Raw genomic sequence first — 14,638 nt, 5'->3', positions numbered from 1 at the left:
ACGGAGGGCACTTATGCAATTCGGTGTGGGTTTTTTCCCGGTCCTGTCGCCGGACGAGAAGAGCGCGGTCGACTGGTACGACGAGAGCCTGGCGCTGGCGGAACTCGCCGACGAACTCGGCTACGAGCACGTCCAGGTGGTGGAGCACTACTTCTCCGCCTACGGCGGGTACAGCCCGGACCCGGTGACGTTCCTGGCGGCGGTCGCCGCCCGGACCCGTCGGATCCGGGTGACGACCGGCGCCGTGGTGCCAGCCTTCACCCATCCGATCAAGCTCGCCGGCAAACTGGCCATGTTGGACAACCTGTCCCACGGGCGGCTCGACGTCGGCTTCGGCCGGGCGTTCCTGCCGGAGGAGTTCGCCGCCTTCGAGGTGCCGATGAGCGCAAGCCGCGCCCGGTTCGCCGAAGGGATCGAGATCTGCCGCCGACTGTGGACGGAGACTGACGTTTCCTGGTCCGGTGACTGGGTCACCTTCGGCCCGGTGACGATGCTGCCCCGGCCGTACCAGCGGCCGCACCCGCCGATCTTCGTGGCCTCCACCACCAGTCCCGCGTCCTGCGCCGAGGCCGGCCGGGCCGGATACCACCTGCAGGTCGTGCCGACGGTGACCAGCCGCGACGGGCTGCAAGAGATGCTCGCTGCCTACCGCCAGGCCCGGGCCGCCGCCGGCCACCCCGGCCCGGGGCGGGTGCAGATCAAGTACACCTGCTATCTCGCACAGGACGGTGCCGCCGCGCTGGCCGCCGCCCGCCGGTGGGAGCTCAACTACATCGACAGGATGACCACCGCGATCGCCGCCTGGTCGACGGTGCGCAGCGCCGACTATCCCGGGTACGAGCAGCTCATCGACAAGGTCCGGCAGTACGACTTCGACCGGTCGCACGCCGACAACAAGGTCCTCGCCGGCACCCCCGGCCAGGTACGCGACCAGCTGGCCACGATCGCCGAATGGTTCGGCCCTGATGTGACCGTGTGCCTGCAGGTGAACCCGGGAGCGACCGCTGCGGCGGACGCGCAGCGGACGCTGCGGCTGTTCGCCGAACAGGTGGCGCCACACTTCGCCGACGCCGACCCGGTGGCACCGGACGATCCCGGTGCCGAACAGGCATCGGACGGTTCCGTCGAGGCCAGCCGTGCGCTCGCCGGACGCTGAGGTCGTCGTCGTCGGTCTCGGGGTGTTCGGTGCCGCCGCGTTGTGGCGACTGGCGGCGGCCGGCGTCGAAGCGATCGGCGTCGACCAGTTCACCCCGGGCCACGGCTTCGGCTCGTCGCACGGCGGGACCAGGATGTTCCGTACCGCCTGCCTGGAACACCCGGACCTGGTGCCACTGGCCCGCCGGTCCGGCCAGCTCTGGCAGGGACTGGCGCTGGCCGCTGGCGAGAACCTGTTCGAGCCGACCGGCGGGGTGCTCATCGGGCCCCGAGCCGGGCACGTGATCGCCGGCACCGTCGCCGCCGCCCGTCGCCACGGGCTCGACGTCGAGGTCTGGAACGCCGCCGAGGTGCGCGACCGGCTGCCCCGGCACGCCGGGATCGGCGACCACCACGCCGCGGTGTGGGAGCCGGCCGCCGGCCTGATCGCCGCGGAGGCGGCGGTCCGGGCAGCGGTGCGCGTCGCGGTCGGGCTTGGCGCGCGGGCGCTGACCGGCACCCGGGTGACCCGGATCGAGCTGGTCGCCGGCGGTGCGCTGGTGCACACCGCCGACGGCGGTGCGTTGCGGGCCAGGCGGGTCGTGGTCGCCGCCGGGGCGTGGCTGCCGGCCCTGCTGCCCGGGGTCCCGCTGCGGGTGCTGCGGGTGCCGATCACCTGGTTCCGGCCGGGCGACCCAGCCGATGCCGACCGGTACGGGCTGGCCGACGTGCCGGTGTTCATTCGGCAACTGGACGACGGCACCTGCGTGTGGGGGCACGGGGTGCACTCCGGCGGCGAGCTGAAGCTCGGCCTGGAGGACCACGGCGGTCTGCTGCGCGAGATGCATCCCGACAGCGACGACCGCCAGGTCGCCGCCGCCGACTGGGAGCCGCTGGTGCGCCGCCTCGACGTCGCACTGCCCGGTCTGCAACCGGTGCCGTCGCGGGCCGCGGTCTGCATGTACCCGATGACCCCGGACCGGCAGTTCGTGCTCGGCAGCCCGGGCGATGACACTCGGCTGATCGTCGCCGGGGGCGACAGCGGGCACGGGTTCAAACACGCCACCGGTGTCGGTGAGGTGGTGGCCGACCTGGTCCGCGGCACGACGCCGCCGGTGCCGGTGGCGTTCATGCATCCGGACCGGTGGTGACCGTGGCCGTCGCCAGACGTTGTGCGAGCACCTTCTTGTCGATCTTGCCGACGGCGGTCAGCGGCATCGCGTCGACATACTCGACGCGGTCCGGCAGCTTGTACGCGGCCAGCCCGCGTCCGCGCAGGAACGCCACCACCTCGGCGGCCGTCGGCGGCGGTCCGGCGCAGACCAGGACGGCCGCCGGCGCCTCACCCCACTGCTCGTCCGGTACGCCGACGAGCGCGGCCTGCCGGACGGCCGGGTGGGCGAGCAGGTGACCCTCCACCTCCGTCGCGGCGATCTTCTCGCCGCCCCGGTTGATTTGGTCCTTGACCCGGCCGACCACGGTGAGGTGCCCGGTGGGCAGTTCCCGGACCAGGTCACCGGTGCGGTAGAAGCCGTCGGGTGTGAAGGAGGCGGCCGCCGGGGCGTCGGCCCGGTAGTAGCCGCGCAGCGTGTACGGCCCACGGGTGTGCAGCTCGCCGGGCTCGCCGGCCGGTACCGGCCGCCCGTTGACGGGATCGACCACGCGGATCTCGTCGGCGGGGGAGCCGGGGCGGCCCTGCGTGGTGCAGACCAGCTCGTCGGGGTCGTCGAGTCGGGTGTAGTTGATCAGGCCTTCGGCCATGCCGTACACCTGCTGCAGCGGCACCCCGAGGGTGGGGGTGAACCGCCGTGCCAGCTCGTCGGCCAGTCGGGCGCTGCCGACCTGCACGAACCGCAGGCTGGACAGGTCGGGCCGGCTGTCGGCGTACTCGGCGAACCAGTATGGCACCAGCGGTGGGTTGAGCGCGGTGCAGGTGACCCGCTCCTGTTCGATCAGCCGGAAGGCGGTGGCCGGGCTCGGGTTGGGGGCGATGACGACGGTGCCGCCGGCCATCAGGGTGCCGAGCACGCCGGGGCAGGCGAAGGTGAAGTTGAAGCCGATCGGCAGCACGGCCAGGTAGACGTCGTCCGGTCCGAGCCGGCAGATCCCGGCGCCGCTGCGGGCGTTGTAGGCGTAGTCGTCGTGGCTGCGGGGGATGAGCTTGGGCAGCCCGGTGGTGCCGCCGGAGAGCAGCAGCAGCGCCAGGTCGGCGGCGGTCGGCCGAGGGCCGTCGTCGGCGGTCGCGGGCTGTTCGGGCGGGCCGTCGTGCAGGTCGGCGTAGCTGGTGAAGCCGGAGTCCGCCGGGTCGCCGAGCACCACGACGTGGCGCAACGGTTCGTCGGCGGTGCGGCGTTCGGCGTGCACCTGGGTGGCCAGGGTGCGGTAGTCGAACCGGGCGTGCCGGTCGGCGACGACGTAGCCGGCCGCGCCTGACAGCGCCGCCAGGTGGGCGATCTCCGCGCGGCGGTGTCCGGGCATGGCGTGTACGGGGACCGCACCGAGCCGTTGCAGACCGAACCAGATCTCGACGAACTCGGCCCGGTTGGGCAGTTGCAGGATGACCCGGTCGCCGCGACGCAGCCCGAGCCGGCGCAGACCGGCGCTGATCCGGTCCGCCGCGTCGTCCAGCTGCCGGTAGGTCCACCGTCGAGCTCCGTCGACCAGGGCGGTCCGTCCATCGTGCTGCTGCGCCCAGCGTCGGAGCAGGTGGTCGAAGGTTTCACCGGCCCAGAAGCCGGCGGCGCGGTAGCGCCGTGCGTCGGACTCCGGCCAGGCTACCCAGCCCGGGTCGACGATCGTACCGGGACCGGGCCGGTCCTCGTGGTCGGGGTTCATGCCGGGTCCCTTCTGGTCCGCTGATCAGGACTGTGCTTAGATACGTCTATCGCAGTTGAATGTCATTTTCAACAAGTCGTTGGGTGGAGTGACCCGAACAGACCGTGACTACGAGGCGGAGCCCGATGGATGTCGACGAACTGATCACCGAGCTGGACGCCGACGGCGTGACCCTGTGGCTCGAAGGCGACGAGCTGCGGTTCCGCGCCCGCAAGGGCGCCTTCACCGACGAGCGGCGGGCCGCCGTCCGCCGGCACCGCGAGGCCATCCGCGCACACCTGCGGCAGGCCGCACCCGCGCAGTTCACCGCCGACCCGGCCGGCCGGCACGAACCCTTCCCGCTGTCCGACCTGCAGGCCGCCTACCTGGTCGGCCGGGGCACCCACTACGAGTACGGCGGCGTCGCCTGCCATGCCTACGTCGAGTACGACTACCCCGACCTGGACCCGGCCCGGGTGCAGCGCACCTGGGACCGGCTCGTCGCCCGGCACGACATGTTGCGCGCCGTGGTGCACAGCGACGGCTACCAGGTCGTCCTCGCCCAGCCACCGGCCTGTCCGATCAGCGTCACCGACCTACGTGGACGTGCGGCGACCGAGATTGACGACCACCTGCGCCAGCTGCGCGACAGGCTGTCGCACCGGGTCGCCCCGACCGACCGCTGGCCGCTGTTCGCCCTGCACGTGACCCGTACCGACGACCGGGCGGTCCTGCACCTGTCCCTCGACCTGCTCATCGTGGACTACGCCAGCGTGCAGCGACTCGTCACCGAGTTCGACCAGCTCTACACCGACCCGCACGCCACTCTCGATCCCATCGACGTCACCTACCGTGACTACCTGATCAGCCGCCGTAGGATCACCGACACTCCGGCGTACCGCCGCGACCGCGAGTACTGGCTGCGCCGCCTCGACGACCTGCCCGGCGCCCCCGAACTACCCGCCGCAGACGCTGGCGACGCCGGTGCCGACGGGCCCGTCCGGTTCCGTCGGCGGGAACGCCAGCTGCCCGGCCCGCTGTGGACCGCACTGCGCGAGCGCGCGGCCCGCCACCAGGTGAGCGTCTCGACCGTGCTGCTCACCGCCTACGCCGAGGTCATCGGCAGGTGGAGTCGCAATCCGAGATTCACGCTCAACATCCCGACCTTCCAGCGGCTGCCGCTGCACCCCGCCGTTGAGTCGCTGGTCGGCGACTTCACCGTGGTCGAGCCACTCGCCGTGGACCTCACCACGCCACTTCCTTTCGCCGAGCGCGCCACGGCGGTCGCCGGCCAACTCCTGGAGGACCTGTCGCACGGCCTGTTCACCGGCAGCGAGGTCCTCGCCGAGCTGAGCCGACGCACCGGCACCCGGCAGCTGCTCCCGGTCGTGTTCACCAGCACCCTCGACACGCCCGCACCGTCGCCGGCCCGGGGCCAGGTCGGGTACGCGATCAGCCAGACACCGCAGGTCTGGATCGACTGCCAGGTCATGCCGCGCGGTGACGGACTGGCCCTGTCCTGGGATGTGCGCGACAACGTACTGCCGGCCGACCTGGCCGACGACGCCTTCGGCGCGTGGGTCGATGCCGTCGAGCGTCTGGCCGACGACGACGGCCCGTGGCGGGATCCGTCCCCGGTCGCGTTGCCCGCCGCGCAGCGCGAGCGCCGCCGGCAGGTCAACGCCACCGACGGTCCGCTCCCCGACGGGCTGCTGCACGACGACGTCGTCGCCCAGGCGCGCCGCACCCCCGAACGGGTGGCGGTCGTCGCTGACGGACACGAGCTGACCTACCGCGACCTGCTCGACCGCGCCACCGCCGTCGCCGACCTGCTCGCCGGCGCCGGGCTACGTCCCGCCGAACCGGTCGCGGTGCTGATGGACAAGGGCTGGGAGCAGATCGTCGCGGTCCTCGGCGCCCTGCTCGCCGGTGGGGCGTACCTGCCGGTCGACGTCACGCAACCGGCCGCCCGGCGCAACGCCATCCTCACCGACGCGCAGGTGCGTACCGTACTGACCCAGTCCTGGCTGCTCGACGCCGCGGCCCTGCCCGACTCGGTCACCGCCGTCGCGGTCGACATCGTGGCTGCCGACACGGTGGCCGCTGGCGGGCCGTCGGCGCGGACCGGACCGGCATCCGGGAACCGGCCCCCGGCCGTCGCCCGTCCTGGCCCCGACGACCTGGCGTATGTCATCTACACCTCCGGGTCCACCGGAACACCCAAGGGCGTCATGATCAGCCACCGGGCGGCGCGCAACACCATCGACGACATCAACCGCCGGTTCGCCGTCGGCGCGGACGACTCCGTGCTCGGCCTGGCCAGCCTCGGTTTCGACCTGTCGGTCTACGACGTGTTCGGCCCGCTCGCCGTCGGCGGCCGGCTGGTGCTGCCCGACGCGGACCGCCGGGGTGACCCGTCGCACTGGGCCGACCTCGCCGACCGCCACGCCGTCACGATCTGGAACTCGGTGCCCGGCCAGTTGCAGATGCTGCACGACTACCTGCGGGCGGTGCCGGATCTGCGTCCAGCGGGGCTACGGCTGGCCATGCTCTCCGGCGACTGGATTCCGGTCGCCCTGCCGGACGCGGTCCGCGAGCTGCTGCCGCGACTGCGGGTGGTCAGCCTCGGTGGCGCCACCGAGGGATCGATCTGGTCGATCTGGCATCCCATCGACGTCGTCGACCACAACCGGCCCAGCATCCCGTACGGGGTGCCGCTGACCAATCAGACGTTCCACGTGCTCGACGCCCAGCTGCGGGACCGTCCCGACTGGATCGCTGGCGAGCTCTACATCGGTGGTGCCGGCGTGGCCCTGGGCTACTACCACGACCCGCAGCGCACCACCGACCGGTTCCTGCGGCATCCGAGCACCGGCGAACGGCTCTACCGCACCGGTGACCTGGGCCGCTACTGGCCCGACGGGACCATCGAGTTCCTCGGTCGCCAGGACGACCAGGTCAAGATCCGGGGCTACCGGATCGAACTGGCCGAGGTCGAGACCGCCGTGCAGGCCCACCCCGGTGTCGCCGGCGCTGCCGTGCTGGTCGACGCCGCCCACCCCGGCGGCAAGCGGCTCGCCGCGTTCGTCGAACCCGCCGTCACCACGCCCGACTCTGCCGCCGGGGCCGCCGCCGCCGGGACCGGTGCCGTCGCGGCGGCGGCGTCGCGGGCCGCGCAGACCGGGGTCGACCCGCAGGCCCTCGCCGACTTCCAGGCCGCGCTGGCCGAGGTCGCACTGACCGCGATGGCCGCCACCCTCGCCGACGCCGACGTCGCCACCGGTGACACCTGGCACAGCGCCGACGAGGTCTGCCAGGCGTTGGACGCCACCGCGGTGACCGCGCCGATCGTACGCCGGTGGCTCGCCGCGTTGACCCGCGCAGGGCGGCTCCGCGTCACCGACGCCGCCCGCTACGGCGATCTCGCCGTACCGGCGCCCGACGAACTCGACGGCGCTTGGCTGCGACTCACCGAAGCCGATCGTCGGCTCGACTACAGCACCGACCTGATCGACGCGGTCCGCACCTGCACCGACCACCTGCCAGCGCTGATCGCCGGCAGCACCGACATCCGCGCGTTGCTGTTCCCCGGTGCCCGCGCCGACGCGATGGCCGCTGCCTACCGCGACAACCTCGCCGTCGCCCACCTGCACCAGGCGATCGTCGCGGCGCTGCGGCACATCGCCGAGCGGCACGACGGCGACGGAGCGCTGCGGGTGCTGGAGGTCGGCGGTGGCGTCGCCGGCACCACCAGTCTGCTCGCCCCCGCCCTGGCCGAGTACCGCCCCGACTACCTGTTCACCGACCCGTCGACGTTCTTCCTCAACGAAGCCCGGGACCAGTTCGCCCACCACCCGTGGATCCGCTACGCCCGCTTCGACCTGCGCGACGACCCTCGCGCCCAAGGGCTGACCCCGAACAGCGTCGACGTGGTCATCGCCGCGAACCATCTGCACACCGCACCGGACGCCGCCGCCGCGATCGAGCGGCTCACCGGCCTGCTCGCCCCCGGCGGCTGGCTCGTGATCATGGAACAGACCCGCGACGACGACCCGGCGCTGCTGGTGTCCATGGAGTTCCTGGAGGCCGCCGCGGGCCCGTTCACCGACGTGCGCGCTGCCGCCGGCCAGTCGTTCCTCACCGGGCCACAGTGGCGTGAGCTGCTCGGCGCGGCCGGAGCCGAGCTGGTCACCCATCTGCCGGCGGCCGGCGAGCCGCTGCACCCCACCGGTCAGCAGCTGTTCCTCGCCCGGGTCAAGACCGACCGGACGCCGGTGACCACCGCCGACCTTGTCCGGCACACCACCGCCCGACTGCCCGACTACATGGTGCCGACGGTGTGGCAGCTGGTCGACGGGTTGCCTCGTACCAGCAACGGAAAGGTCGACCGCAACCGGCTGCGGACCTGGCTGCCCGGCACCGACCAGGGCCAGCAGACCGCGGCGGTGGCCGCCGATCCGGTGGACGCGCTGGAACGCCACCTCGCCGGCATCTGGGCGGAACTGCTCGACCGCGAGTACGTCGGCCGCCACGACGACTTCTTCGCCCTCGGCGGCGACTCGCTGCTCGTCGCCCGCCTCGTCGGCCTGCTGCGGGAACGCGTCCCCGACGTGGTAGCCCTCGAGTGGGAGGTGGTGCTGCGACACATGCTGCGCCAACCGACCGTCGCCGCACTCGCCGCCTACCTGCGTACGGTCACCACACCGCAGACGTCGGCACCAGGCGACGGTGCCGTCCGCACCTCACCGGTGGTCCGACTGCACGGCGCCGGCACCGATCCGCTCACCGTACTCGTGCACGCCGGCACCGGCACGATCATGCCGTACCGGGCGATCATCACCGAGATCCGCCGCCGCTCCGCCGGCACCAGCTCGGTCATCGGTGTCGAGGTACCGCATCTGCCGACCTTCCTGGAGGCCGACCCGGCCGGCCTGATCGACCGGATCGCGGCCGACTACGCGACCGAGATCGGTGAGCTCGGTGCCCGTGAACTGCACGTCGTCGGCTACTGCCTCGGCGGTCTGATCGCCACCGAGATCGCCCGTGGCCTCAGCGAGCGCGGCGCCAACGTCGCGACCCTGACCGCGATCAGCAGCCACAGCCCCCGGTTCCGGCTCGACGACGAACTGTTGTCGGAGTACTCGTTCGCCGTGATGATGGGCATCGCGCCCGCCGATATCGGGTTCCCCGCCGACGAACTCGCGGTGGCCCGTGCAGCCGACGCGGTCCTGGCCGGTAGCCCCGGTGTGCTGCGTGACGGCGGCTTCGTCGAACTGACCGGCGAGCACGCCGACGTCGCCGCCGCCTTCCGGGCGCTCGCCGCACTGCCCCGCGAGCAGCGGGTCGCCCGGATGTGCGAGGCGGTTCCCGCCTCGGCCGGGATGTACGAGCCGGACCACATGATGCGGCTGTTCCGCACCTTCCGGCAGAGCGTGTTCGCCATCACCCGCTACGAACCGGAGCCGTACGCCGGCGACATCACCTTCCTGCGCCACAGCGGTGCCTACCCGTTCCCGGGCAGCCGGGACGCGGTCACCCAGCACTGGGCCGAGCTGTGCCTGGGCGACCTGCGCATCGTCGACGTCCCCGGCGACCATTTCAGCTGCATCGACGTGGCGCACGCCCCGGGCGTCGTCAAACTGCTCAGCGAGATCACCGACGGGGCGGTGACCCGATGATCGGTGTACTGGGGGCCTCCGGATCGGTCGGTCAGGGCGCCGTTGCGCACCTGCACCGCCTCGGCGTCGGGCCGCTGCGCCTCGGCGCCCGCAGCGGCGATCCACTGCGGCGCGTCGCCGCCGATCTACCCGGTGCCAAGATCGAAACGGTCCAGGTCGACGTACGGGATCCGGCCGCTCTGGCGGACTTCTGCACCGGCACCTCCCTGGTGGTCAACTGTGCCGGGCCGACGTACGAGCTGAAGGAGGCGGTCGCGGCGGCGGCGCTGGCGGCCGACGCGCACTGTGTCGACGTGGCCGGTGACGACCCGGTCCACGAGGCCCTGACCGGCGGCGGTGTCCCCGACAGCGGCCGTACGGTGGTGCTGTCCGCCGGCACCCTGCCCGGCCTGTCCAGCCTGCTGCCGCGCTGGCTCGCCAGCACCGAGTTCGACGACGTCGGCACGCTGACCGCCTGGGTCGGTGGTGTCGAACACTGTTCCCCGGTGGTCGCCATCGACATGATGCTGTCGCTGCGCTCCGGTGGTGCCGCCGGTGCGGCGTACGGCGAGGCCAACGCCGCCTGGCGGGGCGGGGCGGTACGGTCCCGGGCGCTGCGTCCGGCCGAGGAAGCGACCGTGCCGCAGTTCACCGGATCCGTCGCGGTGCAACCGTTCCTCAGCGCCGAGACCCGCCGACTGGCCCGTGCGCTGCGGCTGCGCGACGTCGACTGGCTCAACGTCTACCCGGGGCCCCAGGTGCGGACGCTGCTGGCCGCGCTGCCGGCCGCCGCCAGCGTCGGGGCCGACGAGGCGGACCTCGCCCGGCGGATGATCCGCGCCGCTGAGCTGGACCTCGCCGGCCGCTGCCCCTACTACCAGATGGTCTTCACGATGGGCGGTACGCGCGGCGGCGTCCCCGTCGAGCGGACCGCCGTGCTGCGGGCCACCAGCAGCTACCGCCTCACCGGGCTGGTCGGTGCGCTGGCCGCCGTGGCGGTACTCGACGGCGACGTACCACCCGGAGTGCACTTCGCCGCCGACGTGCTGGACCCGGCGGCCGCGGTCGCCGCGCTGCGCGGGTCGGGGGAGCCGCTCACCGTGCGGCTGGTCGACGGCGACACCGCCGACGACACCGAGGAGGGCACGCTGTGAGTACACCGCTGCGGGTGCTGGTCTGCGGCACCAACTTCGGCCGGTTCTACCTGCGCGCGGTCGCCGACCTCGCACCCGACCTGGTCCTCGCCGGCGTGCTCAGCCGGGGCGGGACCGCCTCCCGGGCACTGGCCGACGAGTACGGGGTGCCCCACCACGACAACCTGGACACGGTCGACGCCGACGAGATCGACATCGCCTGCGTCGTCGTCGGCTCCACCATCTCCGGCGGAGCGGGCACCGACCTCGCCCGGGCGTTACTGGCCCGGGGCGTGCACGTGCTGCAGGAGCACCCGGTGCACCACGACGAACTTGTCGACTGCCTGCGGGCCGCGCGCCGCCACGGCGTGCAGTACCGGGTCAACGCCCACTACCGGCACGTCGAACCGGTCCGTCGGTTCCTCGCCGCAGCGGCCCGGCTCCGCTCCCGCGAGAAGCTGGTGTTCGTCGACGCCGCGAGCCCGGTGCACGTGCTGCATCCGTTCGTGGACGTGCTGGGTGCCGCGCTCGGCGGTCTGCGTCCGTGGCGCGTCGACGAGGCGGTCGCCGGCGGTCCGCTGCGGTCGGTCACCGGCCAGGTCGGCGGTGTGCCGCTGACCTTGCGGGTGCACCACGAGCTCGACCCGGCCGACCGCGACAACCATGCCCTGTTCTGGCACCGGATCAGTCTCGGCACCCGGGCCGGGGTGCTGACCCTGGCCGACACCCATGGACCGGTGCTGTGGACACCGACGCTGCACGCCGACCGGGACACCGACGGTCGGCTGGTCTTCACCGGCGGGCAGCTCGACCAGCTGGGCAGCGCGCCGCTGCCGGGCACCGCCGCCGGCAGCCAGCGCGACGTCTTCGACCGGCTCTGGCCGGAGGCGGTGCGGCGCGCGCTACGGGGGTTCGCGGACGCCGTGCGTCGTAGTGGCGATCCGCTGCGGTCCGCCCAGTACGACATCACCGCCTGCCGGATCTGGTCGGAGCTGGCGGCCCGGCTCGGCCCACCGGACGTGGTGCGACCGGCGACCCCGTCGCGGATCACCATCGCCGATCTCACCGAGCCCACCGAGGGAGCCGCTGAGCCGACCGACGGCAGCGACGCGGCGGAGCCGTACTCGCCGACCGCCGAGTTCTTCGACCTCGCCGCTGCCGCGCACGTCGCGACCGGCAGCGCTCCCGCGGTCGTCGCGGCACTGGCCGGGACCGACACCGCCGCCGGCCCGGTGGTCGAGATCGGTGCCGGGACCGGCCTGGTCACCGTCGCCCTCGCCCGGGCCTTCCCGGACCTGGAGATCCTCGCCCACGAACCGGCCACCGGCATGCGCGCCGTGCTGACCAGCCGGATCTACCGGGATCCCGACCTGCGCCGCCGGATCACCGTCTGCGCCGAACCCGCCCCGGACCTTGATCTGCCGGACACCATCAGCGGTGCCGTCGTCTGCGGAGTCGCCGGCCACCTCGACCAGCCCGACCGGGTACGCCTGTGGCGGCGGCTCGCCGAACGGTTGGCCCCCGGCGGACGGATCGTCGTCGAACTGATGGCCATCGACCGGCCGCTCGTGCTCGACCCCACCCGGCTGTCCCGCGTCGAGGTCGGCGCTCAGCGCTACGAGTGGTGGTTCTCCGGTGAACCCGACGGCCCGGACCGGATGCGCCTGCGCACGACATGGCGGGTGTCGACCGAGGACGGTACGGCCGTGCGCGAGGTCGCCGACCACTACCACTGGTACACCCTCACCCTCGCTGACATCGCCGCCGAGTCCGATATGCCGCTGCACGACATTCCACAGGCCGGCACCGGCGGACCGCCGATCGGCGTGCTCGTGCCGGCACCCCGGACCTCTACCGACCAGGAAGGAACGTCCCGATGACCAAGGCTCTTCCCGCCGAGACCCAGACACCGCCGGCGTTTCCGGTACCGAGGGAGTGCCCCTTCGCTCCGCCGGAGCGCTACGCCGCACTACGCGCCGCCGAACCGGTGTCCCGGGTGACCCTGCCCACCGGCAAACAGCCGTGGATCGTCACTCGTTACGCCGACGTGCGGGCGTTGCTGGCCGACCCCCGGGTCAGCGCCGACATCCGGCATCCGAACTTTCCGGCGATGGGCATCGGTGAGCAGGAGGCCGGTGCGAAATCGCGGCCGTTCATCCGCACCGACCCGCCGGAGCACACCCGCTTCCGCCGGATGCTCCAGGCCGAGTTCACCGTCAAACGGATCCGGGACATGCGTCCGACGATCCAGCACACCGTCGACGGGCTCATCGACGACATGCTGGACAGCGGTTCGCCGGTGGATCTGGTCACCGCGTTTGCCAACGCGGTCTCCACGACGACCGTACTGGGCCTGTTCGGCGCGCCCACCGACGACATCGAGTTCTTCCGCGACGTGACCCGCATCTCCGGTGGACGCACCAGCAGCGCCGAGGAAGTCAGCGCCGCCCTCGCCAGCATGTTCCGGATGCTGGACGGGCTGATCACCGCCCGGGAGCAGGCACCCGGCGACGACCTGTTGTCCAAGCTGGTCGTCGACCACCTGCGGGCCGGTGTGGTGACCCGGCACGAGCTGCTCTCCGCGATCGGGATCACCATCGTCGCCGGAAGGGAGACCACCACCAGCATGATCGCGCTCGGCACTCTGCTGCTGCTGCGCCACCCCGAGCAGCTGGCCCGGCTGCGCGCCGAGCCCGAGCTGATGCCGGCGGCCGTCGAGGAGCTGCTGCGTCTCCTGTCCGTCGCCGACTCGATCCCGCTGCGCGTCGCCGCCGCCGACATCAACCTCGACGGGACGCACATCCAGGCGGGCGACGGCATCATCGCCCTGCTCGCCGCCGCCGACCACGACCCGGAGGTGTTCCCGGACCCGCAGCGGCTGGATTTCGACCGGACCAACCGGCACCACGTCGCCTTCGGCTACGGGGTGCACCAGTGCATCGGTCAGAATCTGGCCCGGCTGGAGCTGGAGATCGCCATCGGCACCCTGATCCGGCGCATCCCGAATCTACGGCTGGCCGGCGAGTTCGACGATCTCGAGTTCAACAACGACGCGGCGACGTTCGGCATCCAGGCGATGCAGGTGACCTGGTGAACACCGCGATCCACGGCCCGTGGCTGCGCTGCTACCAGCGGCGTCCGGCGGCCGCCGTACGGCTGATCTGCTTCCCGCACGCTGGCGGCGGTGCCGGCAGCTTCCGCGCATGGGACGCGCTGCTGCCTCCCTCGGTCGAGCTGGTCTGCGTGCAGTATCCGGGACGGGAGGACCGGTTCGCCGATCCGCTTGTCGACGACATGGACGCGCTGACGGCGCCGGTCGCCGACGCCGTGGCGCGCCTCGCCGACCGGCCCTACCTGGTCTTCGGTCACAGCATGGGTACGGCGGTGGCGTACGAGACGGTTCAGCGGCTGCGCCGCCTCGGCGCCCGGCAGCCACAGTGGCTGTTCGTCTCCGGCCGCCCCGCTCCGGGCGAGGTGGTCGGCGGCGAGGTGCACCGGCGTGACGACGACGGACTCTGCGCCGAGCTGAACCGGCTCGGCGGCACCCACGACGAGGTGCTGGCCGATCCGGAGCTGCGCCGGGCGGTGCTGGGCTACGTCCGCAACGACTACCGTCTCATCGAGACGTACCTGCCGGCGCCGGCGGCGCCGCTGGACTGCCCGGTCATGGTGCTGCGGGGCGATGCCGATCCGGAGCTCGACGACGGGCAGGCGTACAGCTGGGGCCAGCTGACCAGTGGCCGGTTCGACGTGCGGACGTTCCCCGGCGACCACTTCTACCTGGTGCCGCAGCGGCGCGCCGTCATCTCCGCCATCCTGAGCAAAATCGATCCGGTGCTGACCCGCACCCCGGTGGCCTGGCCCAGCATGCCGTGACCGCTACCCGCGTTTCGACCGTCA

The 14,638-nt window shown here is 72.6% G+C and carries 8 protein-coding genes; 7 read left to right on the top strand and 1 reads right to left on the bottom strand.

Annotated features, from left to right (window positions below):
- The first annotated feature begins 13 nt into the window (after window positions 1–13).
- Both O7610_RS08255 and solA read left to right on the top strand, forming a co-directional pair.
- Window positions 14–1,156, top strand: coding sequence for an LLM class flavin-dependent oxidoreductase (locus O7610_RS08255; RefSeq protein ID WP_289212970.1), 1,143 nt, complete (start codon window positions 14–16; stop codon window positions 1,154–1,156).
- Window positions 1,137–2,285, top strand: a complete 1,149-nt coding sequence (gene solA / locus O7610_RS08250) for an N-methyl-L-tryptophan oxidase (protein WP_289212969.1) — start codon at window positions 1,137–1,139, stop codon at window positions 2,283–2,285. The genes O7610_RS08255 and solA overlap by 20 nt, the downstream gene beginning before the upstream one ends.
- On the opposite strand, the gene O7610_RS08245 is transcribed toward solA, so the two are convergent.
- The gene (locus O7610_RS08245) at window positions 2,263–3,969 is read right to left on the bottom strand and encodes a (2,3-dihydroxybenzoyl)adenylate synthase (RefSeq protein WP_289212968.1); all 1,707 of its coding nucleotides are present in this window, start codon (window positions 3,967–3,969) and stop codon (window positions 2,263–2,265) included. The genes solA and O7610_RS08245 overlap by 23 nt on opposite strands.
- Window positions 3,970–4,094: 125 nt before the next feature.
- On the opposite strand from O7610_RS08245, the gene O7610_RS08240 reads away from it, so the two are divergent.
- Genes O7610_RS08240 through O7610_RS08220 form a run of 5 tightly spaced genes read left to right on the top strand, consistent with a single transcriptional unit; the run spans window position 4,095 to window position 14,614 of the window.
- The gene (locus tag O7610_RS08240; RefSeq protein WP_289212967.1) at window positions 4,095–9,626 is read left to right on the top strand and encodes a non-ribosomal peptide synthetase; all 5,532 of its coding nucleotides are present in this window, start codon (window positions 4,095–4,097) and stop codon (window positions 9,624–9,626) included.
- On the top strand, window positions 9,623–10,759 hold the full coding sequence (locus tag O7610_RS08235) for a saccharopine dehydrogenase NADP-binding domain-containing protein (protein ID WP_289212966.1): 1,137 nt from the start codon (window positions 9,623–9,625) through the stop codon (window positions 10,757–10,759). Before O7610_RS08240 ends, O7610_RS08235 begins: the two co-directional genes overlap by 4 nt.
- Window positions 10,756–12,618: a Gfo/Idh/MocA family oxidoreductase gene (locus O7610_RS08230; protein WP_289212965.1), complete on the top strand. Its 1,863-nt coding sequence runs from the start codon at window positions 10,756–10,758 to the stop codon at window positions 12,616–12,618. Before O7610_RS08235 ends, O7610_RS08230 begins: the two co-directional genes overlap by 4 nt.
- The gene (locus O7610_RS08225; RefSeq protein ID WP_289212964.1) at window positions 12,615–13,832 is read left to right on the top strand and encodes a cytochrome P450; all 1,218 of its coding nucleotides are present in this window, start codon (window positions 12,615–12,617) and stop codon (window positions 13,830–13,832) included. Before O7610_RS08230 ends, O7610_RS08225 begins: the two co-directional genes overlap by 4 nt.
- Window positions 13,829–14,614, top strand: coding sequence for a thioesterase II family protein (locus O7610_RS08220; RefSeq protein ID WP_289212963.1), 786 nt, complete (start codon window positions 13,829–13,831; stop codon window positions 14,612–14,614). The genes O7610_RS08225 and O7610_RS08220 overlap by 4 nt, the downstream gene beginning before the upstream one ends.
- Window positions 14,615–14,638 lie beyond the last annotated feature (24 nt).

This window comes from Solwaraspora sp. WMMA2065 (genome assembly GCF_030345075.1).
Classification (GTDB): domain Bacteria; phylum Actinomycetota; class Actinomycetes; order Mycobacteriales; family Micromonosporaceae; genus Micromonospora_E.
This window is presented reverse-complemented; position numbering and strand designations above follow the sequence as displayed.

Bases quoted from the DNA above. Each gene is read 5' to 3' on its own strand.
- O7610_RS08255 (WP_289212970.1), top strand. From the start codon at position 14: ATGCAATTCGGTGTGGGTTTTTTCCCGGTCCTGTCGCCGGACGAGAAG.
- O7610_RS08245 (WP_289212968.1), bottom strand. From the start codon at position 3,969: ATGAACCCCGACCACGAGGACCGGCCCGGTCCCGGTACGATCGTCGAC.
- O7610_RS08240 (WP_289212967.1), top strand. From the start codon at position 4,095: ATGGATGTCGACGAACTGATCACCGAGCTGGACGCCGACGGCGTGACC.
- O7610_RS08235 (WP_289212966.1), top strand. From the start codon at position 9,623: ATGATCGGTGTACTGGGGGCCTCCGGATCGGTCGGTCAGGGCGCCGTT.
- O7610_RS08225 (WP_289212964.1), top strand. From the start codon at position 12,615: ATGACCAAGGCTCTTCCCGCCGAGACCCAGACACCGCCGGCGTTTCCG.